General features: G+C 70.5%; 22 protein-coding genes. 20 read left to right on the forward strand and 2 right to left on the reverse strand.

Annotated features, from left to right (window positions below; all coding sequences use genetic code 11):
- The first annotated feature begins 8 nt into the window (after positions 1 to 8).
- The gene (gene thiD / locus IEY87_RS01255; protein WP_189136582.1) at positions 9 to 812 is read left to right on the forward strand and encodes a bifunctional hydroxymethylpyrimidine kinase/phosphomethylpyrimidine kinase; all 804 of its coding nucleotides are present in this window, start codon (positions 9 to 11) and stop codon (positions 810 to 812) included.
- A 121-nt stretch (positions 813 to 933) separates the two neighbouring features.
- On the opposite strand, the gene rpmB is transcribed toward thiD, so the two are convergent.
- Entirely contained in the window at positions 934 to 1119 is a 186-nt protein-coding gene (gene rpmB / locus IEY87_RS01260) for a 50S ribosomal protein L28 (RefSeq protein ID WP_049556934.1), read from the reverse strand.
- Between the two features lie 206 nt (positions 1120 to 1325).
- Here rpmB and fakA point away from each other — a divergent pair, with 206 nt between their 5' ends.
- The 8 genes from fakA (at position 1326) to mutM (ending at position 9188) form a co-directional block, all read left to right on the forward strand.
- Positions 1326 to 2870 (forward strand): DAK2 domain-containing protein, encoded by a 1545-nt coding sequence (gene fakA, locus IEY87_RS01265; RefSeq protein WP_189136583.1) that lies wholly within the window; start codon positions 1326 to 1328, stop codon positions 2868 to 2870.
- Between the two features lie 48 nt (positions 2871 to 2918).
- Positions 2919 to 5099 carry an ATP-dependent DNA helicase RecG gene (gene recG / locus IEY87_RS01270; protein WP_189136584.1) on the forward strand — a complete coding sequence of 727 codons (2181 nt, stop codon included), beginning with the start codon at positions 2919 to 2921 and terminating at the stop codon, positions 5097 to 5099.
- 361 nt (positions 5100 to 5460) lie between these two features.
- Complete coding sequence (rsmD, locus tag IEY87_RS01275; protein WP_189136585.1) at positions 5461 to 6069, forward strand: 16S rRNA (guanine(966)-N(2))-methyltransferase RsmD; 609 nt, start codon at positions 5461 to 5463, stop codon at positions 6067 to 6069.
- A 14-nt stretch (positions 6070 to 6083) separates the two neighbouring features.
- Entirely contained in the window at positions 6084 to 6560 is a 477-nt protein-coding gene (coaD, locus tag IEY87_RS01280; RefSeq protein ID WP_189136586.1) for a pantetheine-phosphate adenylyltransferase, read from the forward strand.
- A gap of 71 nt (positions 6561 to 6631) precedes the next feature.
- A complete protein-coding gene (locus IEY87_RS01285) occupies positions 6632 to 7183 on the forward strand; it encodes a YceD family protein (RefSeq protein WP_189136587.1) in 552 nt (183 codons plus the stop codon).
- A 1-nt stretch (position 7184) separates the two neighbouring features.
- Entirely contained in the window at positions 7185 to 7364 is a 180-nt protein-coding gene (rpmF, locus tag IEY87_RS01290; protein WP_033409409.1) for a 50S ribosomal protein L32, read from the forward strand.
- Between the two features lie 211 nt (positions 7365 to 7575).
- Positions 7576 to 8295, forward strand: a complete 720-nt coding sequence (gene rnc, locus IEY87_RS01295) for a ribonuclease III (protein ID WP_189137267.1) — start codon at positions 7576 to 7578, stop codon at positions 8293 to 8295.
- A gap of 47 nt (positions 8296 to 8342) precedes the next feature.
- A complete protein-coding gene (gene mutM / locus IEY87_RS01300) occupies positions 8343 to 9188 on the forward strand; it encodes a bifunctional DNA-formamidopyrimidine glycosylase/DNA-(apurinic or apyrimidinic site) lyase (RefSeq protein ID WP_189136588.1) in 846 nt (281 codons plus the stop codon).
- Here mutM and IEY87_RS01305 read toward each other — a convergent pair.
- The gene (locus IEY87_RS01305) at positions 9136 to 10413 is read right to left on the reverse strand and encodes an MFS transporter (RefSeq protein ID WP_189136589.1); all 1278 of its coding nucleotides are present in this window, start codon (positions 10411 to 10413) and stop codon (positions 9136 to 9138) included. The genes mutM and IEY87_RS01305 overlap by 53 nt on opposite strands.
- A gap of 91 nt (positions 10414 to 10504) precedes the next feature.
- Between IEY87_RS01305 and IEY87_RS01310 the strand changes: the two genes are divergently transcribed.
- From IEY87_RS01310 to IEY87_RS01355, 11 genes are all read left to right on the forward strand, one after another.
- Positions 10505 to 11407 carry a LysR family transcriptional regulator gene (locus IEY87_RS01310; protein WP_189136590.1) on the forward strand — a complete coding sequence of 301 codons (903 nt, stop codon included), beginning with the start codon at positions 10505 to 10507 and terminating at the stop codon, positions 11405 to 11407.
- An 18-nt stretch (positions 11408 to 11425) separates the two neighbouring features.
- On the forward strand, positions 11426 to 11713 hold the full coding sequence (locus IEY87_RS01315) for an acylphosphatase (RefSeq protein WP_189136591.1): 288 nt from the start codon (positions 11426 to 11428) through the stop codon (positions 11711 to 11713).
- A 190-nt stretch (positions 11714 to 11903) separates the two neighbouring features.
- The gene (locus tag IEY87_RS45395) at positions 11904 to 12098 is read left to right on the forward strand and encodes a hypothetical protein (RefSeq protein ID WP_225276852.1); all 195 of its coding nucleotides are present in this window, start codon (positions 11904 to 11906) and stop codon (positions 12096 to 12098) included.
- Between the two features lie 188 nt (positions 12099 to 12286).
- Positions 12287 to 16060, forward strand: a complete 3774-nt coding sequence (locus tag IEY87_RS01320; RefSeq protein WP_189136592.1) for an AAA family ATPase — start codon at positions 12287 to 12289, stop codon at positions 16058 to 16060.
- A 65-nt stretch (positions 16061 to 16125) separates the two neighbouring features.
- The gene (gene ftsY / locus IEY87_RS01325; RefSeq protein WP_189136593.1) at positions 16126 to 17298 is read left to right on the forward strand and encodes a signal recognition particle-docking protein FtsY; all 1173 of its coding nucleotides are present in this window, start codon (positions 16126 to 16128) and stop codon (positions 17296 to 17298) included.
- Between the two features lie 209 nt (positions 17299 to 17507).
- Positions 17508 to 19208: a tetratricopeptide repeat protein gene (locus IEY87_RS01330; RefSeq protein ID WP_225276851.1), complete on the forward strand. Its 1701-nt coding sequence runs from the start codon at positions 17508 to 17510 to the stop codon at positions 19206 to 19208.
- 117 nt (positions 19209 to 19325) lie between these two features.
- Positions 19326 to 22052: a helix-turn-helix transcriptional regulator gene (locus tag IEY87_RS01335; protein ID WP_189136594.1), complete on the forward strand. Its 2727-nt coding sequence runs from the start codon at positions 19326 to 19328 to the stop codon at positions 22050 to 22052.
- A gap of 310 nt (positions 22053 to 22362) precedes the next feature.
- Positions 22363 to 22962 carry a hypothetical protein gene (locus IEY87_RS01340; protein WP_189136595.1) on the forward strand — a complete coding sequence of 200 codons (600 nt, stop codon included), beginning with the start codon at positions 22363 to 22365 and terminating at the stop codon, positions 22960 to 22962.
- Between the two features lie 90 nt (positions 22963 to 23052).
- The gene (locus tag IEY87_RS01345) at positions 23053 to 24060 is read left to right on the forward strand and encodes a hypothetical protein (protein WP_189136596.1); all 1008 of its coding nucleotides are present in this window, start codon (positions 23053 to 23055) and stop codon (positions 24058 to 24060) included.
- The gene (locus IEY87_RS01350; protein WP_189136597.1) at positions 24057 to 24887 is read left to right on the forward strand and encodes a hypothetical protein; all 831 of its coding nucleotides are present in this window, start codon (positions 24057 to 24059) and stop codon (positions 24885 to 24887) included. Before IEY87_RS01345 ends, IEY87_RS01350 begins: the two co-directional genes overlap by 4 nt.
- Positions 24884 to 25453 carry a hypothetical protein gene (locus IEY87_RS01355; protein WP_189136598.1) on the forward strand — a complete coding sequence of 190 codons (570 nt, stop codon included), beginning with the start codon at positions 24884 to 24886 and terminating at the stop codon, positions 25451 to 25453. The genes IEY87_RS01350 and IEY87_RS01355 overlap by 4 nt, the downstream gene beginning before the upstream one ends.
- Positions 25454 to 25456: the final 3 nt, after the last annotated feature.

The following is a 25456-nucleotide window of genomic DNA, read 5'->3' on the forward strand; positions in this document are numbered from 1 at the left end:
ATGGTTGGATGGGGGATATGACGGTTTTGACTCCCCCACGGGTGCTGACCGTCGCCGGATCTGACTCCGGCGGCGGGGCGGGCATCCAGGCCGATCTGAAGACCATGCTGGCCCTGGGCGTGCACGGGATGAGTGTGATCGCCGCGGTGACCGCCCAGAACTCCGTCGGCGTCCAGGGCTACTGGGAGTTGCCGCCGGAGGCGGTGCGGGCCCAGCTCGGCTCGGTGCTCGGCGACATCGGCGCCCAGGCCGTCAAGACGGGCATGCTGGCGTCGCCGGCGCTGGTGGAGATCGTGGCCGAGACGCTCGGCGGCTACCCCGCGCCTGTCGTGGTGGACCCCGTCGGCGTGTCCAAGCACGGCGACTCTCTGCTCGCGCCCGAGGCCGTGGCGACGCTCAGGGAGCGCCTGCTGCCGGTCGCCACCGTCGTCACCCCCAACCTATGGGAGGTGGAGCAGCTCACCTCGGTCAAGGTCGAGGACGAGCGGGACCTGCGCCGCGCCGCCGAGGCCATCCTGCGGCTCGGCCCCACCTGGGCGCTGATCAAGGGCGGCCACCTGCCGGGCGAGCCCGTCGACCTGCTCACCGACGGCGTCCAGGAGCACGTCTTCCGCGCCGGACGCCTCGACAACCGGCACACCCACGGCACCGGCTGCACCCTGGCCTCGGCCATCGCTTCCTACCTCGCGCTCGGCGAGGACGTGCCAGGAGCCGTCGGCAAGGCCAAGGACTACGTCACGGGCGCCATCGGCAAGGGCTTCCCCCTGGGCGCCGGCATCGGTCCCGTGGACCACGCCTGGCGCTGGCGCTGACGGACCACGCCCAGTGCTGATGGACCATGCCTGGCGCTGACGGACCACGCCTGGCGCTCGCGCTGACATGACGAAAGCCCGCCGCTCATGGTGAGCGGCGGGCTTTCGTGAAAGTCAGGGACTAGCGGGTGACCTTGCCCGCCTTGATGCACGAGGTGCACACGTTGAGCTTCTTCGGCGTGCCGCCGATGACAGCGCGCACCGTCTGGATGTTGGGGTTCCAACGACGGCGGGTGCGGCGGTGAGAGTGGGACACGTTGTTGCCGAAGGTCGGCCCCTTGCGGCAGACATCGCAGACGGAAGCCACGGTATCGCTCCTTAAAACAGTCGATAGAGCCCTGTCCGCTGATGTTGTCGGGCGGAGGGCATGCCGGGACGACCGGCTAGCCAGACGAGAATATCCGATCCGCACCACTGGACGCGAACCCGATCACGCCAGGCACTGGACTCGGCCCGGCACGACGATATTCTCCTCGGTTAACGGTAGCGCATGCGGAGAGGTCGGACGCGCACATGGAGGTTCTCGACCCGCCCGCGGTGCGGCGCTGGGCACGGCTGGCCGCCGACGCGCTCGGCCGCGCCAGGGCCGACATCGACGCGCTCAACGTGTTTCCGGTCGCAGACGGCGACACCGGCACCAACCTCTATCTCACCATGCTCTCCGCCGCCGAGGCCGTCGAGGAGCTGCCCGACGACGTGGACGCCGCCGTCGTGTGGCAGACGCTGTCCTACGGCGCGCTGGTCGGCGCGCGCGGCAACTCCGGGGTCATCGTCAGCCAGGCGCTGCGCGGGCTGGCCGAGGTGCTCAAGCACGGCTCCGACCTGAGAGCCGGCTTGGCCAGAGCCGCGGCCCTGGCCAGGCAGAGCGTCGCCAGGCCGGTCGAGGGCACCGTGCTGAGCGTCCTGGCGGCCGTCGCCCGAGCCGTCCAAAGTGGTGACGGCGGGCTGGACGACGTGGCGCGGCGCGCCGCCGAGGAGGCCCGCGCGGCGCTGCGGCGCACCCCCGGGCAGCTCGACGTGCTGGCCCGCAGCGGCGTCGTGGACGCGGGCGGCGCCGGGCTGGCGATCCTGCTGGAGTCGCTGGCCACGGTGATCACCGGTGCCCACCGCGAGCGCTACGACGTGCCCACGCCGACCGCGCGGGTCTCGCCGATGACCGAGGTGGGCGCGGGTTATGAGGTGATGTACCTGCTCGACGCCGACGACCGGGCGGTGGACACGCTGCGCGCGGAGCTCGACGCGCTGGGCGACTCACTGGTGGTGGTCGGCGGCGAGGGGCTGTGGAACGTCCACGTGCACGTGGCCGAGGCCGGCCTGGCCATCGAGGCGGCGCTGCGGGTGGGCCGGCCGCACCGGATCAGGGTCACCTACCTGGCCGAACGGCCACGCTCCGCCGACGCCGGCCGGGGAGTGGTGGCCGTCGCCGCGGGCGAGGGGATCGCGGCACTGTTCGAGGAGTGCGGCGCGGTCGTCGTACGGCGCGAGCCCGGTGGCCGGCCGGCCCTGCCCGCCATGCTCGCCGCCATCAGGCAGGCCGGCAACGAGGTGGCCGTGCTGCCGAACGACGACGCCGCCGGAGCCGTGGCCGCCGCGGCGGCGGAGATCGCCCGCGAGGACGGGGTCGTGGTGAGCGTGCTGCCCACCAAGGCCACGGTGCAGGGGCTGGCCGCGCTGGCCGTACACGATCCGTTACGGCGTTTCGACGACGACGTGGTGGCGATGACCGACGCGGCCGGTCACACCCGGCACGGCCACCTGGTGCTGGCCGACCGGCACGGCGTCACCAGCGCCGGGCTGTGCGCCCCCGGCGACGTGCTCGGGCTGATCGACGGGGACGTGGCGGTGATCGGCGCGACCCTCGCCGAGGTGGCCGCGCTGGTCGTGGACCGGATGGTGGCGGGCGGCGGCGAGCTGGTGACCCTGGTGACGGGCGCGCTCGCCCCCGCCCGGCTGGCGACCGGCGTCGAGGAGCACCTCGGGCGCACCAGGCCGGACGTGGATCTGGTCGTCTACGAGGGCGAGCAGGGCGGCTACCCGCTGCTCATCGGCGTCGAGTAGGACGGCGGTTGTCGTTCCTGTCGGTCGCAGGCGGTAGAACATAGAGCCGTGAGCCGTTTCGACGAGCCCCTGAAGAAGGCGCTCGACCCGAAGACCGCAAAGCTGCTGCACAGTGTGCTCGGCCTGGAGACGGTCGGCGACCTGTTGCGCCACTATCCCCGGCGCTACGCCGAGCGCGGCGAGCTGACCTCGCTCGACGCGCTGGAGGTCGACGAGCACGTCACCGTGGTGGGCGAGGTGACCAGGCTGATGCGCAAGCCCATGCGCAACCGCGGCGGCACCTGGCTGGAGGCCGAGGTCGTCGACGGCAACGGCAACAAGATCTATTTGTCGTTCTTCGGCAAGGGCTCCCATGTGGCCGAGTCGCGGCTCAAGCCGGGGCGGCGTGGCATGTTCGCCGGCAAGGTGGGGCTGTTCGGCTCGCGCACCAGCCCGCGCTGGCAGCTCTCGCACCCGGAGTTCGAGCTGTTCGAGGAGAGCGAGGCCGCCGTCGAGGAGTTCGCGGCGGCTCCGGTGCCGATCTATCCGGCGGGCAAGGACCTCACCCCGTGGGCGATCAGGCGGGCCGTCGGCGTCGTGCTCGACACGCTGGGCCCGCTGGACGACTCGCTGCCCGCCGAGCTGCGGGTCCGCCACGGCCTTCCGGAGCTGGGCGACGCGCTGGTGGCCATCCACCGGCCGAAGGACTTCGGCGACGTGCAGCGGGCGCGCAAGCGGCTGAAGTTCGACGAGGCCTTCGTGCTGCAGGCCGTGCTGCTGCGGCGCCGGCAGGCGGCGACGGCCTGGCCCGCCAGGTCGCGCCCGCTCAGGGGTGACGGGCTGCTGGCGGACTTCGAGGCCCGGCTGCCGTTCCAGCTCACCGAGGGCCAGGCCGAGGTGGGCGTGGAGATCGCCGCCGACCTGGCGCTGGAGCACCCGATGCACCGGCTGCTGCAGGGCGAGGTGGGCGCGGGCAAGACCGTGGTCGCGCTGCGCGCCATGCTCCAGGTGGTCGACGCGGGCGGGCAGGCGGTCCTGCTCGCCCCCACCGAGGTGCTCGCCCAGCAGCACCACCGCTCGATCACCGGCATGCTGGGGGATCTCGCGCAGGGAGGCATGTTCGGCGGCACCGCGGTCACCCTGCTCACCGGCTCCATGGGCGCGGCCGCCCGCCGCTCAGCCCTGCTCGACGCCGCCTCCGGGACGGCGGGCATCGTCGTCGGCACGCACGCGCTGCTCCAGGAGCACGTCCAGTTCGCCGACCTGGGGCTCGTGGTCGTGGACGAGCAGCACCGCTTCGGCGTGGAGCAGCGTGACGCCCTGCGCGAGAAGGCCGGCGACACCCGGCCGCACGTCCTGGTCATGACCGCCACCCCGATCCCGCGCACGGTCGCCATGACGGTCTTCGGTGACCTGGAGGTCTCCACGCTCTCGCAGCTCCCCTCGGGCCGCGCGCCCATCACCACCCACGTGGTCCCGGCCGCGGAGAAGCCCCACTTCCTTGAGCGCACCTGGCAGCGGGTCCGGGAGGAGGTCGGCCTGGGCAGGCAGGCCTACATCGTCTGCCCCCGCATCGGCGACCTGGAGGGCGACGAGGGAGACCTGGCGGCCTCCGCCTCCGGGGAGGAGGACCGCCGTCCGCCGCTCGCCGTGCTCGACGTGGCGGAGCTGCTGTCCCAGGGCCCCTTCCAGGATCTGCGCCTGGGCATTCTGCACGGCAAGCTGCCGCCGGAGGAGAAGGACGCCGTGATGCGCTCCTTCACCCGGGGCGAGCTGGACGTCATGGTCGCCACCACCGTCATCGAGGTGGGCGTCGACGTCCCCAACGCCTGCGTCATGATCATCATGGACGCCGACCGCTTCGGCGTCTCCCAGCTCCACCAGCTCCGCGGTCGCGTCGGCCGAGGCGGCCTGCCGGGCCTGTGCCTCCTGGTCTCCGACTTCCCCGCGGGCACCCCGGCGCGGGCCCGCCTCGACGCGGTCGCCGCCACCCTGGACGGCTTCGAGCTGTCGAGGGTGGACCTGGAGCAGCGCCGCGAGGGTGACGTGCTGGGGGCGGCCCAGTCGGGCAAGCGGTCGTCGCTCAAGATGCTGCAGCTCCTGCGCGACGAGGACGTCATCGCCACCGCCCGCGACGAGGCGGCGGCCCTGCTGGCGGAGGACCCGACGCTGACCTCGCACGAGGCGCTCAGGGCGGAGATCGGCCGGCTGCTGGAGGACGAGCGAGCCGAATACCTCGAAAAGACCTGACTCCGCTTCTGCGAGCCGGATGCCGGCGAGGGTCTGGCTTCACGGCGAGGGTCTGGCTTCAGCAGCCGGACGTGTCAGAAGACCTGATCCCGGACGGGCCGGGAAGGTGATGCGAACCCAGCCGCGGGGACGGCCTCCCCCCGAATGCCGTCCCCGGCTGGGCCCACCCTCGGGTCAGGTGCCGAGGGAACCGGCGTGCGGAAGGGCTCACGATCACGCCGGTCGGCCTTCATCTGGGTCACCTCGAAGGCCGCAGACCTCATCTTGCTGACTCGACCGGGCAATGTGAATCACCCTTGCGCAGTCGAGGCCGACACTTGTCCACTCTTGACCTGCGTCGTTATGCGGAACAATGGCCGACATGACTCGGATCATCGCGGGGAGCGCAGGTGGGCGACGGCTGGAGGTGCCGCCGGGGCGCGGGACCAGGCCGACCAGTGACAGGGCGCGAGAAGGGATCTTCTTGACGCTCGACTCCCTGTACGGGCTCCGGGGGGCCCGGGTGATGGACCTGTACGCGGGTTCGGGGGCGGTCGGGCTGGAGGCGCTGTCGCGGGGGGCGGGGTGCGCGGTGCTGGTCGAGTCCGATCCCAAGGCCGTGCGGACGATCAAGACGAACGTCAGGGCGCTGGACCTGGGCGGCGGGGCCGAGGTGGTGGCCGACAAAGTGGCGCGTTTTCTGGGCAGGGGTCCGGCGGGCCGGCCGGGTGACGGGCCGCCGATGGAGGCGTTCGACATCGTGTTCGCCGATCCGCCGTACGCGGTGTCCGACGACGAGGTGATCGCGGTGCTGGCGCTGTTGCGGGACAACGGCTGGCTGGTTAATGGTGCTTTGGTGGCTTTCGAGAGGGAAAGCCGGGGAAAGCCGCTCATATGGCCTGACGGTTACGTTGAGGAGAGGGTCCGTAGATACGGCGAAGCGTCCGTTTGGTACGGTCGCGCGGCCGGAGTATCTGTGGACGGCTCGTAGACCTGGGAGGCGTTTTGCGGCGCGTTGTCTGCCCGGGGTCGTTCGACCCCATCACCAACGGTCATCTCGACATCATCGGCCGGGCCGCCCGGTTGTACGACGAGGTGACGGTGGCCGTACTCATCAATGTCGAGAAAAGCAGCCTCTTCACCGTTGACGAGCGGATCGAGATGCTCCGTACCGTGACGAAGGAGTACACCAACGTCAAGGTCAGGAAATTTCATGGCCTGCTGGTCGACTTCTGCAAGCAGAACGAGATCCCGGCGATCGTCAAGGGGATCAGGGTCGTCAGTGACTTCGACTACGAGTTGCAGATGGCGCAGCTCAACTACCGGCTGTCCGGCGTGGAGACGCTGTTCATGCCGACCAATCCGGAGTACTCGTTCCTGTCCTCCAGCCGGGTGAAGGAGATCGCCCGGTATGGTGGGGACGTGTCGGGTCTCGTCCCTGACCTGGTGCACAAGCTGCTCATCGAGCGGCTCAGGGGCTGACGGCGACCTGGTATCCTTTCATTTCGGCCTTGTACGACGGCGACTAACTCGCCATGCCTAGCGAGAGCAGGATGACTCAGCACCTCAACCCCCGCTCCCCTTGGGTGATCTCCACTCACGACCTGGGAAAGCGGCCGGGCACAATGCGAGAGATCACCCTGTCCCTCCCGGCACCGGCGGATCTCGGCGTCGACATGATCGGTGTCCCCAAGGACGCCGAAGTCGAGCTGGACCTTCGGCTCGAAGCAGTGATGGAAGGCGTGCTCGTCTCGGGCACGGCGCAGGCCCCGCTCGCCGGGGAGTGCGCGCGGTGCCTTGACCCGTTGACCTCCGATATCGAGGTCAACCTGCAGGAGCTGTTCTTCTACTCCGCCGAGGACTCCTCGGAGGACGATTCGCTGCTCGACGGAGACCTGCTCGACCTCGAGCCGACATTCCGCGACGCGGTGGTGCTCGCACTGCCGTTGAGCCCTGTGTGCGGCGACGACTGCCCGGGACTCTGCACGGAGTGCGGGATCAAGCTGGCCGAGGCCGGCGAAGATCACCGGCACGAGAAGATCGACGCCCGATGGGCGTCGTTGCAAGGTCTGGTTACCGAGAACGATAACGATCAGGAGAAGTGACGTGGCCGTCCCGAAGCGAAAGATGTCGCGGAGCAACACCCGCGCCCGTCGCTCCCAGTGGAAGACGACTGCTGTCGCCCTGGTGAGCTGCCCGCAGTGCCGTTCGCCTAAGCAGCCGCACATCGCGTGCCCCACCTGCGGCACCTACAACCGTCGTCAGGTCATCGAGCCGTCCGCCTGATCTCGCGAGTTGACGTGATGCCGACCGGGTGCCATTGTGCCCCGGTCGGCGTTACCGTTTCAGGTGCGTGCGGTGGCGGTTTCGCCCGCGGCCGTGGTGGACGCCGGGGCTCTGTTCCCCGACGCCCACCACGTTTTCGGGCATCTTCCGCAGTCCTCACGCCACGTGAAGATGTCTGAGGAGGAAAGACGTGGGCGCAGGTCCTAAGCCAGTGGCCGTCGAGGTCGCCAGAGACGAGCTTGAGCGAGTGCTGGGGGTCGTCCTCGATCCCGACATCCTGGAGCGGGCACTGACGCACCGCTCCTACGCCTATGAGAACGGCGGCCTGCCCACCAACGAGCGCCTGGAGTTCCTCGGCGACTCGGTGCTGGGCCTGGTGGTCACCGACACCCTCTACCGCAACCACCCCGACCTGCCCGAGGGGCAGCTCGCCAAGCTGAGGGCCGCGGTGGTCAACATGCGCGCCCTCGCCGACGTGGCGCGTGAGCTGGGCCTCGGCCGGTTCATGCGGCTCGGCAGGGGCGAGGAGGGCACCGGCGGGCGCGACAAGTCCTCGATCCTGGCCGACACGCTGGAGGCGCTGATCGGCGCCGTCTATGTCGACAAGGGCCTCGACGAGGCTTTCCGGGTCGTCCACGTGCTGTTCGACCCGCTGATCGTCCGCTCGGCCTCACTGGGCGCCGGACTCGACTGGAAGACCTCGCTGCAGGAGCTGACCGCCTCCGAGGCGCTCGGCGTGCCCGAATACCACGTCGAGGAGAGCGGCCCCGATCACGCCAAGTCCTTCACGGCCGTGGTGCGGGTGGGCGGCGAGTCCTACGGCGACGGGTCCGGGCGCAGCAAGAAGGAGGCCGAGCAGCAGGCGGCCGAGGCGGCGTGGACGCGCATCAGGGCCCGCCGCGAGGAGCGCGAGAGCCAGCCGACGGGCTGACGAAGGACCGGCGGGCGTCGTTCGAAGTGCCGAAGTGAGGTCTGGTTGTGCCTGAACTGCCGGAAGTCGAAGTTGTCCGGCGTGGCCTCGCGCAGTGGGTCATCGGCCGCGAGATCGCCGCCGCGGAGGTGCTGCACCCACGCGCGATCAGGCGGCACGTGCCGGGGGCCGACGAGTTCACCGCGCGGCTCAAGGGCCGCACGGTGCTGTCCGCCGAGCGCCGTGGCAAATACCTGTGGCTCCCGCTGTCGGGCGCCGAAGAGGCTTTGCTGGCCCACCTGGGGATGAGCGGTCAGTTGCTGGTCGTGGACCAGGACTCGCCGCTGGAGAAGCACCTGCGGGTCCGCCTTCGGTTCGAGGACGGCGGCCCGGACCTGCGCTTCGTTGACCAGCGCACCTTCGGTCACGTCATGCTCACCGCCCTGGTCGGCGGCGTGCCGGAGCCGATCTCGCACATCGCCCCCGACCCGTTCGAGGCGGCGTTCGACGAGGCCGAGTTCACCCGCAGGCTCAGGGCCAAACACACCGAGGTCAAGCGGGCGCTGCTCGACCAGTCGCTGATCAGCGGGGTCGGCAACATCTACGCCGACGAGGCGTTGTGGATCGCGCGGCTGCACTGGTCCCGCCCGACGCAGACGCTCACCACCCGCAAGGTCGCCGAACTGCTCGCCGCCGTGCGCGCGGTCATGGGCGCCGCCCTCCAGCAGGGCGGCACGTCGTTCGACAGCCTCTACGTGAACGTCAACGGGGAGAGCGGCTACTTCGACCGCTCCCTGGAGGCGTACGGCCGCCGCGACCTGCCGTGCTCCCGGTGCGGCACCCCGATCAGGCGGGAGGCGTTCATGAACCGGTCGTCCTACTTCTGCCCCAGATGCCAGCGACGGTCGCACTGACCGCGGTCAGAGCCACGCCCAGCCACATCACCGCAGAGGTCGACACGCCGTCCACGACCCGCCCGCCGGCGAACGCGCCGAGGGCGATGGAGACGTTGAAGGCGCTCACGAACAGCGCCGTGCCCATTTCGCCGCCGCCCGACCGCATGATCCACAGCTGCAGCGTCACCCCCACGCCGCCGTAACCGAGCCCCCACACCACGAGCAGGACCAGCGACAGAACGACAGGAGTCTGGCCGGTCAGCGGCAGTACCGCCATGGACAGGGCCATGAGGGCGGTCAGGGTGATCAGCACTGCCCTGGGATTCCTGGCCGCTCTGGCTCCGGCGGCGAAGTTGCCCGCCACGCCCGCCGCGCCGTACAGCAGGAGGGCGGTGCTGATGAGGGCGGGACCGGCGTGTGCGACCTGCTCCATGAACGGCCGGAGGTAGGTGTAGGCCGCGAAGTGGCCGGACACCGTCAGCACGGTGAGAACGAGGATGACCTTGAGGGGGCGTGAGAGCCACCCCAGGCGGTCGTCCGTACGGTCCTCCAACGGGTTTGACGTCTCGGTGGTGTGGGCGGGAGATTCGGATGTACGGGGATCCTGCTCGGTGGTGTGGGCGGGAGATTCGGAGGGGTGGGGCTGGGGCTGGGGTGTGGTCGGCATCGGTGGCAGGGTCGTGGCCAGGAGGGCGAGCAGGGCCAGGGCTACCAGGCCCATGGCGGCGAACGCGGTGCGCCACCCCGCGTACGACGAGAGGAACGTCGCGGCGGGCACGCCCAGCACCGACGCCACCGACACCCCGGCCAGGATGATCGAGGTCGCCCGCCCGACGAACCGCTCGGGCACCAGCCGTACGCCCAGACCGGCCGCGATGGCCCAGAACCCGCCGATGCTCACGCCGGTCAGGAGCCGGGCGGCCAGCATGACGGGGTAGTTGGGGGCGAACGCGCCCGCCAGGTTGGCCACCGCCAGCAACGCCATCAGCGCGAGAAGCGTGACGCGCCGGTCGAGCCGGCGGGTGGTGATCGCCAGCACGGGCGCGGAGACGGCGGCGACCAGGCCGGGAGCCGACATCATCAGCCCGGCCGTGCCGTCGGACACCTCCAGCGTGGACGCGATCGAAGTCAGCAGGCCGACAGGCAGCATCTCGCTGGTCACGATGGTGAAGGTGCCCGCCGCGACCGAGGTCACGGCGAGCCAGCGCGCCCGCGCCCCGGTCAGAACGTCAGTCGTGGTCATGCGGCTCAGCCTTCTGATTCGCGCCGGCGGGAACAACGACGAAGTACGAAGGCTTGGTTCAGTAGGGCTAAACGATCGGCCGGAGGCGCAGATGGAGTTCAGGGAGCTGGAGTGCTTCGTCGTCCTCAGTGAGGAACTTCACTTCGCGCGTACGGCGGAGCGCCTCTATCTGTCACCTGGCCGGGTGAGTCAGCTCGTGCGCTCGCTGGAGACCAGGATCGGCGGCCGGCTCTTCCAGCGGAGCAGCAGGCGGGTGCGCCTCACCCCGCTCGGTGCGCGTTTCCTGGCTGACCTGCGGCCCTCCTTCGACGGCCTGGCGAGCGCGGTGAGCCGGGCGAAGGCCGCCGCCCGTGACGTGACGGGCGTGCTAAGGGTCGGTTTCCTGTCCACGCCCACGGACGTCGTCACAGGCAGCGTGCGGGCCTTCGAGAGCCGCTATCCAGCGTGCGCGGTGGAATTGGTGGAGATTCCGCTCTCCGATCCGTTCAGCAGACTGCGGGCGGGGGAGGTGGACATCGCGTTCACCCTGCTGCCGGTGGACGAGCCCGACCTGGCGACGGGGGGTGGGCTGAACCGTGTCTCCTACCAACTCGGCGTCTCCACGCGGCACCCACTGGCGGGCCGGGCGGGCATCGACGCGGAAGAGCTGGCGTCCCTGCCGCTGATCGGCCTGGAGGGCCCGGCTCCGCGCGCCTGGCGAGAACGGGTGGCACCCTCCGTGACCCCTTTCGGTCGTCCCATTCCGGCGGCGGGCCGGGTCGCCACCAGTCAGGAAGGCCTGACCCAGGTGGCGCTCGGCCGGGGCGGCATGCTGTTCTGCGCCCCCACGGCGGCGCAGCACCCGCGCCATGACGTCAGCTTCGTCCCCGTGGCGGGTCTGCCTCCGTCTATCCTCGGTCTGGCCTGGGTGAAGTCGGCGGAGAGCGCGGCGATCCGGGCGTTCGACGAGGCGGCGGCCGGGCATGCGGTGGGCATGGCCGCCCTGGTGGCGTGAGACCGAGCGGGAGATCGTATGCCGCAGGACAGCGGAGACATCCGGATGACGGCCTGGGTACGGGGAACAGTCCAGGGGGTGGGCTTCCGGTGGTGGACCAGGTCCAGGGCGCTGGAGCTCGGCCTGGTCGGATGGGCCAGGAACACCGAGGACGGCCGGGTGGAGGTGGTCGCGGAGGGATCCGAGGAGGCGTGCGTCAAGTTGCTTGACCTGCTGAGAGGTTGCGACACGCCGGGCAAAGTCGATGGAGTAGTGGAACGTTGGAGCGAATCCCGAGGTAGTTTGGGCGGTTTTAGCGAACGGTAGCCGCTTTTGATAAACAGCCCAAATAGGGTATAGTTGTATGTCGGGAGTGCCTGATGTGGGGCACGGGCGGTTGCTCGACTTGACCGCCCACACTGCCGGTGCGACTCTTGTTAGGTACCACGCGCACCCCTCCCGCGGAATAAGAAGTGCGCGAACCAGTCTGGTCACTCAGCGTGGAGGACCCTTTACCATGGCGAAGGCTCTACTCGGCCACGTCGGCGGTCCTGACCCTCGAATGGTCTCGGAGATGCGCCGTTTGCAGCAGCGTATCCGTGATCTGGAGGCAGAACTCATCCGACTTCAGGCCCACAATGACGCTCTTGCGGCGCAAACCCGCGATGAGGCTCTCAGCCGAATGCAGGAGCGCGAGCCGGCACTCACCTGAGAGTGATCGGAGCGCAAGATCCAGGGACGTCTCGATGAGGCGTCCCTTGTTATTTGTGCTGATTCGAACATACTTCGGACCCCTTTTACGCCGCCCGGCGCGGACTCCGCCAGCACGGCCGCCAGCGATTGACGGTCGGGACCAGTAGTCTTTTCCGGAGTCCGTCCAGGGAGAAGGGGGTCCGTTCGTTGTATCTGAAGACCCTCACCCTGCGCGGTTTCAAATCCTTCGCCTCGGCGACCGCCCTGCGCTTCGAGCCGGGGATCACCTGCGTCGTCGGCCCCAACGGCTCCGGCAAGTCCAACGTCGTCGACGCCCTGGCCTGGGTCATGGGCGAGCACAGCGCCAAGTCGCTGCGCGGCGGCAAGATGGAGGACGTCATCTTCGCCGGCACCTCCTCCCGGCCGCCGCTGGGACGGGCCGAGGTGACGCTGACCATCGACAACACCGACGGCGCGCTGCCGATCGACTACACCGAGGTCACGATCAGCCGGCTGATGTTCCGGTCGGGCCAGAGCGAATACGCCATCAACGGCGACACCTGCCGCCTGCTCGACATCCAGGAGCTGCTCTCCGACTCCGGCATCGGCCGCGAGATGCACGTCATCGTCGGCCAGGGCCAGCTCGACGCCGTCCTGCACGCGGGCCCCGAGGACCGCAGAGCCTTCATCGAGGAGGCGGCCGGCGTGCTCAAGCACCGCAAGCGCAAGGAGAAGGCGCTGCGCAAGCTGGACGCGATGCAGGCCAACCTGACCCGTGTCCAGGACCTCGCCACCGAGCTGCGCCGCCAGCTCAAGCCGCTCGGCCGCCAGGCGGAGATCGCCCGCAAGGCGGCCGTCATCCAGGCGGACCTGCGCGACGCCCGGCTGCGCCTGCTCGCCGACGACGTCGGCATCCTGCGCGCCACCCTGCGGCGCGAGGCCGCCGACGAGGCCGCCATCCTGTCCAGACGGACCGCGGTGGAGGCCGGGCTGGCCGAGGGGCAGCAGCGGGAGGCCGCATTGGAGGCCGCCGAGGCCGAGACTCAGCCCCGCCTGGCCGCCGCCCAGGAGACCTACTTCCGGCTGTCGTCCCTGCGCGAGCGCACCACCGGGCTTGAGCAGCTCGCCGCCGAGCGCCACCGGCACGCCGTGGACGCCGCGTCGATCGAGCGCCGGGGCCGGGATCCGGAGGAGCTGGAGCGCGAGGCCGCCGAGGTCCGCGAGCGGGAGCTGATCCTGCGGGCCGAGCTGGAGCAGGCCCAGGAGTTGCTGGAGGAGGCCGTCGAGCTGCGCGCCGAGGCCGAGTCCGCGCTGGCCGCCGAGGAGCGACGGCTCGCGATGGCCGCCAGGGCCGCCGCCGACCGGCGCGAGGGCCTGGCCAAGCTGCGTGGCCAGGTGGACTCCGTACGCAGCAGGTCCCGTGCCGCCGAGGAGGAGATCGGCCGCCTGCAGCGGGCGGTCGCCGAGGCCGTCGAGCGTGAGCGGCGCGCCCGCGAGGACCTGGAGGCGGAGCGGCTCGAAGAGCCCGCCGCCGATCCCGCGCTGGCCGAGGAGCTCGCCGCCGCGCAGGGGCTGGTCGAGGAGGCCAGGCTGGTCGCCGACGAGACCCGCGCCGCCGTCGAGCAGGTCAAGGCGGCGCTCGACGCGCCGCGCGCCGCCCTCCAGTCCGCCCGATCAGGAGTCGGTACGGCACGAGCGGCCGATCAGGAGGCCCAGCGAGCCGTGGCGGCCCTGCGAGCTCGCCGGGACGCGCTCGAGCTGGGGCTGGCCAAGGGCGACGGCGGCGCCGCCCTGCTGGAGGCGGACCTGGCCGGCGTGCTCGGCCCGCTGGCGGCCTCCTTGCAGGTGGTCCCCGGCGCTGAGCCGGCCGTGGCCGCCGTGCTCGGCCCGCTCGCCGAATCGATCGCGGTCACCTCGGTCGACACCGCCGTGAGCGCCCTCGAACTACTCCGCGCAAAGGAAGCCGGCCAAGCAACCCTCCTGGTAGCCACCCCACCCCCTTCCACCCCTTCGGAAACCCCAGCCTCCGGCCCCAGCCCTTCGGGCGTCTCCGTGCCCGCTCCTGCGGGAGCCCTCGGCTCTTCGGGTGTCTCCGCCGCCGTTGGTGGGGTTGGGAGTGCGCCTGGCGGTGGGCGGTGGGTGGGGGAGTTGGTTGTCGTTCCTGAGCGGCTGCGGTCGGTTGTCGGGCGGGTGTTGGCCGGGGTGGTGGTGGTGGCCGATCTGGAGGCGGCTCGCCAGGTCGTGGAGGGGCATCCTGAGCTGCGTGCTGTCACCATGCGGGGCGATCTGGTGGGGGCCCAGGTCGCCAGTGGCGGGTCCGAGGGGGGCACGTCCGTGCTCCAGGTGCGCGCGGCGCTGGACGACGCCGTCGCCGATCTCGCGGACGCCGAGGCGACGGCCGAGCGGACCGCGGTCGCGTTCGAGGAGGCGGTCGCCGCCGAGCAGGCCGCGCAGGCGGCCGTGGAGGCGGCGCAGGCGCGGGTGAGCGAGACGCAGGCGGCCGTCAGCACCGCGCAGGCAGGGCTCAGCTCGGCGCAGGGAGCGCTGGACCAGGTCAGGGCCCGGCAGCGGGAGGCCGACCAGCGGGGCGCCGCGGCGGCCAGGCGGCTGGCGCAGCTCGAAGCCGCCGCCGACGCGGCGCACCAGGAGGCCGAACGGCTGGGCCGGAGCGTCACCGCCGCCCAGGAGGCCCGCGCCGAGGGCCTGGAGGAGCTGGCCGAGCTGGAGATCCGGCTGGCGGAGGCCGAATATTCCCAGGAGCTGGAGAGCGAGCCGACCACCGAGACGCGGGAGGAGCTGGCCGCCGCCTGCGAGACGGCCAGGCAGCGCGAGGTGGAGACCCGCCTGCGGGTCCGCACCGCGGAGGAGCGGGTGCGAGGCATCGAGGGCCAGGCGGACCGGCTCGTCCAGGCCGCCCAGCGTGAGCGTCACGAACGCGCCCAGGCGGCCGCTCAGCGCGCCAGGCGCAGGCAGCAGGCGCAGGTCGCCGAGGCCGTCAGCAAGGGCGCGCGGCGGGTGCTCGCCGCCCTGACGACGTCCATCGGGCTAGCCGCCGCCGAGCGTGACGAGGCGGACCTGACCAGGATCGCCGTGGACGCCGAGCTCAAGCAGGTACGCGTGCGCGTCCGTGAGCTCGGCCAGGAGCTGGACAAGCTGGTCAACCGGGTGCACGGCAGTGAGGTGGCCCGCACCGAGCAGCGGCTCCGGCTGGAGCAGCTGGAGCAGCGGGCGATGGACGAGTTCGGCGTCGACGCGGAGGCGCTGATCTCCGAGTACGGCCCCGAGGCCCCGGTGCCCGGCGACCCGCCCATCCCGTACGTACGAGAAGAGCAGGAGAAGCGGGCCCGCGCCGCCGAGCGGCAGATGACCCAGCTGGGCAAGGTCAACCCGCTGGCGCTGGAGGAGTTCGCGGCGCTGGAGGAACGCCACGCCTTCCTCACCTCGCAGCTGGAGGACCTGAAGAAGACCCGGCGGGACCTGATGACGGTGGTCAAGGAGGTCGACGACCGGGTGCAGGAGATGTTCGGCTCGGCCTTCGAGGACGTGGCCCGCGAGTTCGAGCAGATCTTCGGCAGGGTCTTCCCCGGGGGCGACGGCCGGCTGATCCTCACCGATCCCGACGACCTGCTCACCACCGGCATCGAGGTGGAGGCCAGGCCGCCGGGCAAGAAGGTCAAGCGGCTCTCGCTGCTGTCGGGCGGCGAGCGGTCGCTGACGGCGGTGGCGTTCCTGATCTCCATCTTCAAGGCGCGGCCGTCGCCGTTCTACGTGATGGACGAGGTGGAGGCGGCCCTCGACGACACGAACACGCAGCGGCTGCTGATGCTGTTCGAGGAGTTGCGGCAGAGTTCGCAGCTCATCGTCATCACCCACAACAAGCGCACGATGGAGATCGCCGACGCCCTCTACGGCGTGTCGATGCGCGGTGACGGTGTGACGCAGGTGGTCAGCCAGCGGCTGCGGGAGCGCGAGCCCGCCTGATCAGTCGCGTCGATCCGTGTGGCCTTGTGCGGAGTATGCCGGACGATCTGGAAAACTGACATCTTGTGGATGGTTACCTCGGCGTCATAGTGATCGTGGTCCTTGTCGCCCTTGTGGCGGCGGGGAGCCTGTTCCTGCTCTTCAGGCCGGGAGGCAAGGCCGCGCCGCCGGTCGAGCCGCCCGAGACGCTCCCCCTTCCGGAGGAAGGGGCGAAGCGGCCGGCGGGAGCGGAGGAGGGGGAGGGAGGGGCCACCACCACGCTCCCGCCTCCGGTGGCCGAGCCCGCCGTCGTGGTGCCGGAAGTGGAGGTGCCGCCGCCGTCCGCGGGCCGGATGACGCGACTGCGCTCCAGGCTGGCCAAGTCGCAGAGCGCGTTCGGCAGAGGGCTGCTGGAGCTGCTGTCGCGCGACCGGCTCGACGACGAGGTCTGGGACGAGATCGAAGAGCGCCTGATCACCGCCGATGTCGGGGTCGGGCCGACCCAGGTCATGGTCGAGGAGCTGCGCACCAAGTCCAAGGTGCTCGGCAGCCGCTCGCCGCAGGAGGTGCGGGCGCTGCTGCGCGAGCAGCTCCTCAACCAGATCGATCCCGGCCTGGACCGCACGCTGCGGGTGGCCAAGCATGGCGAGCGGCCCGCGGTGGTGCTGGTCGTGGGTGTCAACGGCACCGGCAAGACGACCACCACCGGCAAGCTCGCCCGTTCGCTCATCGGTGACGGCAAGAAGGTCGTGCTCGGCGCGGCCGACACCTTCCGCGCGGCGGCGGCCGACCAGCTGCAGACCTGGGGTGACCGGGTGGGCGCCGACGTGGTGCGCGGCCCGGAGGGCGGCGACCCGGCGTCGGTGGCCTTCGACGCGACGGCCAGGGGCATCGAGGAGAAGGTCGACGTGGTCATCGTCGACACGGCGGGCCGCCTGCACACCAAGACCGGCCTCATGGACGAGCTCGGCAAGGTCAAGCGGGTCATCGAGAAGAAGGCCACCGTCGATGAGGTGCTCCTCGTCCTGGACGCCACGACCGGTCAGAACGGCATGCGCCAGGCTCAGGTGTTCGCCGAGGTGGTCAACATCACCGGCATCGCGCTGACCAAGCTCGACGGCACGGCCAAGGGGGGCATCGTCATCTCGGTCCAGCGTGAGCTGGGCGTTCCGGTCAAGCTGGTGGGTCTGGGAGAGGGCCCGGACGACCTGGCGCCCTTCGACGCCGAGGTGTTCGTGGACGCCATTCTCGGCGAATGAAATATTGACATATTAGGAAATGTTCCTTTTCGTCGCGTGGCTTGTCGCCGGATCAATGTCGTGCTGACATGGAACGATCTGTCCAGATCGGAAAGGGCGAACATGAAGAAGGTCGTGGTTCATAAGCCGGGCACTACGAAGTTGACCGGCGCGGCGACCCCCAAGCACGCCGCCTAGCATCCCCTCATGGCAGAGGGGCGGCGCTTGCGGTGGGGGCGCCGGCCCAGCCGTCTCCCGAGGGAGCGACGCTGAGACAGATCACGCTCGACGCGCATCGCGCACTGAACGGCCCCTACACGCTGGCAGGCGCACTGGTGGGCGCGCTCGTCACCGAGGCGGCGCCTGAGTCGGTGGCGGCGCACGACATCGAGATCAGAGCAGCGGCTCCCGCCCTGCGGCACCGGGTCCCGGCCAGGCGCACGACACTGGCCGACCGGGTGCCGCAGGAGGAACGCATCCTCGTCCCCGCGCCGCTGCGGACCCTCCGGCTGGCCAACGGGCTGGCGGAGTTCGTACGCGATCAGTTGGCCGTGACGGGGCCGCTCGCACTGCGCGCACTCAACATCGGGCAGGCCGACCCGACCGACCTTGAGCTGCTGGCCGTCCTGGAGCGGCGGGTGCCCGCGCTGACGGTCGTCTGTGAGGAGTCGGGGCCGCCGCATCCGCCTCCGTCCTATGCGCCGGGCGCCGAGCTGGACCGCTTCCGCAACGAGGGCTTCCATCACGCGATGGCCGAGGCTGGCGCGGCGCTGCTGCCCACGCTGCCGGAGGACGGCGAGCCGTGGTGGACGCTGCTGCACCGCACCACCACCGCGCTGGCCGCCCTGGAGCGGGAGGACGAGGCCCGCGACCTGCTCGACCACGCCCGCCGGGTGGGCACCGACCCCAAGCACCTCGCCACCGCGGCCTACGCCACCGCGATGCTGCTGGTCAGGCACCACGATCCGGGCAGGCGTGACCCGGAGGAGGCGGGAGTCTGGATCGACCGGGCGGTGGCGCTGACCTCGCGGCTGCCCGACCGCACCGAGCGGGCCTTCCACCTGAGCTTCGACCTCAACGGCAAGGCGCTGGTGGAGGTCCGCCGAGGGCGTCCCGAGGAGGCGATGCGGCTGGTGCGCGCGGCGATCGAGCTGGCCGAGCGCGACCTCGCGGACGGCCGCCATCCGGTGCACAAGCTGGTGCTGCGGGCCAACCGGGCGCAGCTCACGGCCATGCGGGGCGACCCGGAGGGCGCGCTGGCCGACCTGGACGCGGTGATCGCGGCCGACCCCGGCTATCCCGACCACTACCTCGACCGCGGCAACTTGCTGCACCGGCTCGGCAGGCCGCTGCAGGCCGTGGCCGACTACGAGACGGCCATGCGCGTGGGCCCGCCCTTCCCCGAGCCCTACTACAACCGCTCCGAAGTGCGGTACGCGCAGGGCGACCTGGCGGGGGCGCTCGCCGACCTGGACTACGCGATCGAGCTGGACCCCGGCTTCGCCGACGCCTACGTCAACCGCGCCGGGCTGCTGGTGGCGCTGGACGAGCTCGACCGGGCCAGGGCGGACGCCGAACGCGATCCGGGCAACCCCTTCCTGCTCACCGTGCTGGGCCAGATCGAGACGGCGCAGGGCAATCTGGTGGCGGCGCGCAAGGCGTACGACTCGGCGCTGGAGCAGGCTCCTGCGCTGGCCGTCGCCTGGGCGGGGCGGGGGGCGCTGGCGTTCGAGGAAGGCGACGTACAGGCGTCGGTCTCCGACCTGACGCGGGCGATCGAGCTGGCGGACGGCGCCGAGGTGCGCTTCAACCGCGCCTACGCGCTGCGCGCGCTCGGCCTGACCGCCCAGGCACGCACGGACCTGCTGCGCGCGGCCGAGCTCGCGCCCGACGACGAGGATGTACGGCAGGCGCTCGCGGACCTGCCCTGACCAGGACTGACTTCTGAGCCGGTCTTGAGTATCAAGGGGACCACGGAGAGAGCACCGAGCCCATCAAGCCCTGGATCTCAGCCCCGGACTGAGCAGGATTTGTCACACTGGGGAGTCATGAGAGAGCGGAAGGTTGCGGCGGAGGCCGTAGGCCGGCTGGTGACGGAGGCCAGGGCGGGGCGTGGTGGGGCGGTGTTCCTTCAAGGGGATGCGGGGATGGGGAAGACCTGGCTGCTCCATGAGGTTGCCTGCCGGGCGGGCTCCGGCTTCCAGGTTGGAAGGGGGTATGGATCTCCGATCGAGTCGGGCGTGCCCTTTGACGTGATGGCGCAGGCGTTGACCGGTCTGGGGGTCGATGACTTGCTGGCGGGCGCGCCGGCGGACACGGTGGCCGGGTGGTGCTACCGGGTGTGGCAGGCCCTGCGGTCCTGGTCCGGTGGCCCGATGCTGCTTGTCATCGACGATCTGCACTGGGCGGATGCGGACTCTCTCACGTTGCTGGCGTTCCTGTGCCGCCGACTGGGCGCCTCCCGGGTGGCGGTGGTGGCGGCGCTGCGGGCCTGGCCACCGGCCGCACTGGAGGTCGCCCACGAGCTGCAGGAGGGTGGGTTCGCGCGCACGGTCGAGCTCGAGCCCCTGGGCGAACGATCTTCCGCCGCCCTGCTCGCGCACCGGGCGGGTCGAGAGCTCCCCGCCGAGACGGTGCGGACGGTGCGGGCGATGTGCGCGGGCAACCCGCTGCTGCTGGACCATGCCGCAGGGCTGCTCGCGGGTGGCACCGACCTGGGCAGGCTGGAGGCGCGAACACCCGACCTGGCCCGTAGGGAACTGCTGGTCCGGCGGTTCGTCGGGGCGACACCCGAGGCGATGCGTTGCGCGCGTGCAGGAAGCATCCTGGGCCTGTGTTTCGACCCCGGGATCGCTGTGGAACTGGCCGGCATCGACCCTGAGGTGGGAGACGACGCCGTTGCGCGGCTGCAGCGCGATCGCCTGCTCCGTGAAGCTCCCGATGGCCGGGTCGAGTACGTACATCCGTTGTTTCAGCAGATCCTTTACGACGAGATGCCAACCGCGACGCGGTTACGGCTGCACGCACGGGCGTTCGGCCTGCTGGCGCGGCGTGGTTTGCAGGCGGAGGCGGCCGAGCACGCCCTGCGCGGGAACATGGCCGGGGACGAGCACGCCATCACGGTGCTGGAGCGGGTCGGCCGCAGCGCGCTTGCCGTCGGCGCGACGGAGACCGCCGCGCGCTACCTGACCTGCGCCCACCGCCTGGCCGGGGACCGCGCGGACCCGGGGCTGGGGCTCATCGCTGGGCAAGCACTCATAGCGGTCGGCCGAGCCACCGCGGCGGTTGAGATGTTCGGCTCCGTCTCCCGGCAGGAGGTCGCCGATGTACGGGTCGCCGCGCAGGCGGCCTGGCTGTCAGGGCGCGGCAGTTACCTCGTCGGTGAGCACCGGCGGGCTGAGCAGGAGTTGGCCCGCGCCGCCGATCTGGCTGCGGCGCAGGCCCCGGAGATCGCGGTCGAGGCGCTGTTGGACCATGCCACCTTCCGGCACCTGACCGAGGGGGTCCGGGCGCTCCCTTTGGCCACCCGCGCCCTGGAGTGCGCGGCGGACGTGGGCCCGGCCCTGCGTCGCCGGGCTGCGTCGGCGCGCGGCTACATCGCGTTCCTCGGAGCCGACATCGCTGGGCTGGACCAGGTCACGCAGGCAGCGCGGGAGATCGAGGACGACCCGGCGGCCCAGCTCACCGATGTCCAGGGCACGTGGGGCGCGCTCGCCAACCACGCCTACGCCACCAAGTGGGCGGAACGCTTCGCCGAATGCGAGCAGGCGTTCAACCTGGTGATCGGTGCCGCCGAGCGCGCCGGGGCCATCAATACGCTCAGTTTCCTGTACGTCGCACGCTCCGAGTTACTGATCCGCGTCGGCAGGCTCCTGGAAGCCCGGGCGAGTGTGGAGCAGGCATGGGCCATCAAGGATCTGGCCCCGATGTCGGAACGGTTCATAGCCGTGGGGCAGGCTTGGATCCTGCTGCTGTCCGGCGACCTGGAAGAGTGTGAGCGCCGCTGCGCCCAGGTCGAGCAGAGCGCGACGGGCCTGAGCGACGTCGGCACACTGATCTACGTTTGGTATTTCCGCGGCCGCCGCGCACTGCACGAAGGCGACCTCGTCGCGGCGTGCTCGCTGTTCGACCTGCTGGACGAGACGACAGAACGGTTCGGGTTCCGCGAGCCCTGCTTGGTCCCGTGGGGTCGTGACGCGATCACTGCGTACATAAGGACAGGACGGTGTGAGTCTGCCGCGCGGCTGGTCTCCCGGCTGGAGGACGTCTCGGAGAGGCTTCCCTGCGTCTGGCCGAGAATCGCCGCCGCGACCGGCCGCGCGCTGCTCGCCGACGACCGGTCCACCGCCGAAGCCGAGTTCAGTACGGCGCTCGCCCTGCACGAGGACACCGACCTTCCCTTGGAGAAGGTGGAGACCCAACTCCTCTACGGCGGCTGGCTGCGCCAGAACGGCCAGACCGCCCGCGCCAGGCCGATCCTCGCCGAAGCCGCCACTACGGCCGCCCAGGCCGAAGCGCACTGGTTGGTCGTACGCGCCCACAAGGAACTACGCCTTGCCAGCGGACGGCGTAGGACCACCGACCCGCGCGAGTTGACCCCCGCCGAACGTCAGGCCGCGGCACTGGCCGCCCAAGGGCTGACCAACGCCCAGATCGCCGAACGCCTGTTCATCACCGTCAGGACCGTCGAGACCCACTTGAGCAGGGTCTATAGAAAACTGGATATGTCCCGGCGCGACCTCATCCTCCGCCCGCCTTCTGCCTTCCAGGACTGACAGTGCGTTCAGGAGAAGACCGTTCCGGCTGTGACGAGCGGACGAACAGATCACCGAACGGTCGGCGCTGCGCACTTATAGCCCTGCGCAACAGCTCGAATCAGCGCTTCTTCGTGACCGTCGGCATCTTGTTGTGAACCCAGCGAGACATACGAATGTCGCTTTCCGCGGCATTCGCAACCACTCTTAGAACTCAAGCCTTAAATATCCGTGGTTTCCTCGATGCTCGCGTAAGCACCGGAGCCCGATCCTGTGTGTGCCGAACCCTGCGGGACCGCACAGCAGTCCTTGATTCGACATGGAGCGCAGGATGACCGTATTCCCAGTCAGGAGAACCCGCCGCCGCTCTATCGCATGGACGGGCGCGGTGCTGACACTCACCACGTCCTGCTTGGTGACGGGTGCGCTGGTGAACCCTGTCCCGGCTCACGCCGGCTCGACCGGCATGCAGAAATGCCTGCAAAACCGTCAGCCCGACGTCAACTGGACCATCACGCAGTCGGGTGGAGGCCCTATCAACTTCCCGCCTGGCCCGAACCCGCCGAACGGAATCTTCCCCAACGAAGCACTCCACGTCGTCATCCAGCCCACCACGGTCTCCATCTCGAACTGGAACAACGAGTGGTACACCGTGGACGGCAAATCCGAAGCCGCCTCGGCCGGCTACCCGTTCCCCGGCTGGCCCAAATACGCCAATCTCTTCCGCATGAACAACAACCCGGGTGGCTGGGTGGCCAGCGGATCCGACCCCAACCCGTGGAATCCACACTTTCTTCGCGAACTCAGCTCCGTCTCCTGCTTTCCCGCACCCGTGCTCCCCGTCCGTATGGGCCTGGGCATCAACGACGACAACATCGGCGACAACTCCGGCAGTTGGACGTTCACGCTGCAGATCTGGCGCAACGATTGAGAGCGACGGGAGAGCGGCTCAGTACCCAGGACTTCAGCGCACGGGCCCCTGTCTTTACTGCGTCTCACATCCGTCCCGGAGGTGGCGGGCATGTCGGATACCTACGTTCTGCCGACCTTGGTGAAAGGGCCGTATTCGCTGATCGAACGGCGGCTGGTGGTGAACGTCGGCTGGCTGGCCGTGGTCTTCCGGGACGGCGTGCCCCGCACGGTCTGCGGCCCCGGGCGGCACCGGTCCTTTCTCGGCCTGTTCACCGGGCGGCGACTCCCGGCCACCGGTGAGTTGTCGGTGCTGCTCTTCGATACCGCGCCGCAGAACGTGCACCTCGCGGTGGAGGCGCTCCGGCTGGGCGACGGCCGCCGGGTCAGCGTCGGCGCCATGGCCGTGGTGCAGCCCCGCTGGGCTACCGAACCCAGCATCCTGCTCGGCGTCGCCGCCCGGTACGGCGTGCTCAGCGCCCGGTACGGCGAGGCCGCCGGCATCGACCTCTACGCTGACTTCCGCGCAAACGCCCGGCGGCTGCTCCGCCAGTTCGGCCACGACGACGTCTACCTCGCCGACGACGAGCGCGGCACGCTGGCGGCCCTCCCAGACGTGCCGGGAACCGGACTGCTCCGGGTCGAGCGGTTCGTGCACGTGACCGTGACCGGCGACCGGGTCGTCACCGAGACCGAACGGGAGCGGGAAGAGGCGGAGATCAAAGCGGAGAGGCTGAAGGCGAAGGCGGCGCTCCAGCCGATGGTCGCCGCCCTGGACCGGATCAGGAACCGGTTCCGCGACGAGATCGCCCGCGAGTGCGCCGTCCGGCAGACCAGGCTCGACGTCGACCTGGCCGCCCTGTACGGCGTGCTCCCGATGTTCCTGCGCGACCCCAAGGCCGCCGCCGAGATCGAGCGGGCACGTCTGGAGGTGATCTCCGGACTGCTCGGCGAGTACGCCGACACCATCGCCTATACGGCCGGTGAACTCGGGGTCACCCCCAACGAACTGCTCAGGGAAATCGCCATGGGCCGGGTGCCGGGTGACCCCACGTCCCCACCTCTCCCGAACGAGCTTGACGGCATCGAGCGACTTGACGACAGGAGGAGCCCCGGATGAGCGGCCCCCAGCAGGAGGACCCGAGGAACGCGCGGCAGGAGTCCGAGCCCGACGCCCGAGGCGGCGGCCCCGGGAGCAGTCGCGGAAACGCTCAGCGGGTCCCCGTCCGCGACCCGCACGAGGGCGAGCCCTCGCCCGAACCACGCACCCGCTGGGGCGCCACCCAGCAGACCGACGGCCATGGACACGTCCGGCATCCCGTGCCCGGCTGGGGCATCCCGCCACGCGAAACCGGGACGCCGCCACGCGGCCAGTCAGGCGAAGGCAATCATCAGCCCCCCGCGACCGGCGCCCAGGAGCATCACCAGCCGCCTGCTTCAGGGCAACGCGACACCGGTACGCCACCGCAGGGTCACACGGGCGAGCGCCACCACCCAGTCCCCGTGACCGATGGCCATGGACACGTCCGGCATCCCGTGCCCGGCTGGGGCGTTTCGCCACGCGATGGCGGCGTAGCGCCCGACACCTCGCACGGTCGTGACGCGGGGGCGCCCCCGCACGGGAGGCACGACGGCACGACCGGGATGCGGCCGCACTCGCAGCTGCGAAGCCGGGACGACGCCAACGGGGATCCTGTCTCCAACCCGTACGAACGGCTCGAACAGCAGCAGAACCGCGACCACGGCGCACAGAAGACGACCACCGAGCAGCCCAGGACGGACTACCACAAGGAAGTGGCGGGGTCGGGGGACCGGAGTCACTCCCACCAGGGCGACACGCAGCGCCCCAGCCGCACCGACTTCAGCTCCACGCTCAGCGGATCGATCACGGACCGGCCGACCACGTCGGAGCACAGGTCCGGCTCGGATCTCGGGGGGCAGCGATGACCGGGAAGCCGGGGGACCTGAACGAGCTCCGGGACATCATCCGCCAGGCGCAGCTGGAGAACACCCCTTACCCGGACGATCCGGCCCGGCGCATCACGGTGGGGAAGGACGGCACCATCTACCGGGGTGACCAGGCGGGCGACGAGCCGGTCTCCCGGGTGCACCACGGCACGTTCGCGGCCGACCGGCGGCTCGCCGCCGACCTGTGGTTCGCGCGGGCCAAGATGCCGGAGGGCACGGTCTACGTCGACGAGCCGGACGTGCGCGGCTGGGCGTACTCGATCACCACGGAGCTGAACGAGCGGTACACGCTTTTCGCCTTCTTCGACGGCCGTGAGTACCGGGTCAAACTGGTCGACCCCCCGCTGGAGCAGCTGGTCCGGGAGAACGTGATCGGCGCTCACGACGGTCACCTCTACCCGGACGGCACTATCTGCCTCTCCGGGACGCGGGGCGTCGGGCAGCCCTCCCTGGAGGAGGCGTACGCCAAGTCGGTGCTCTGGGCGCTGGGGATGGGGTTCGTCCGTAACGGGTACGCGTTCCCGTTCGCGGTGGAGGGGCGGTGAGCC

Origin of the sequence: Nonomuraea glycinis (assembly GCF_014646515.1) — a bacterium.
Taxonomy (GTDB): domain Bacteria; phylum Actinomycetota; class Actinomycetes; order Streptosporangiales; family Streptosporangiaceae; genus Nonomuraea; species Nonomuraea glycinis.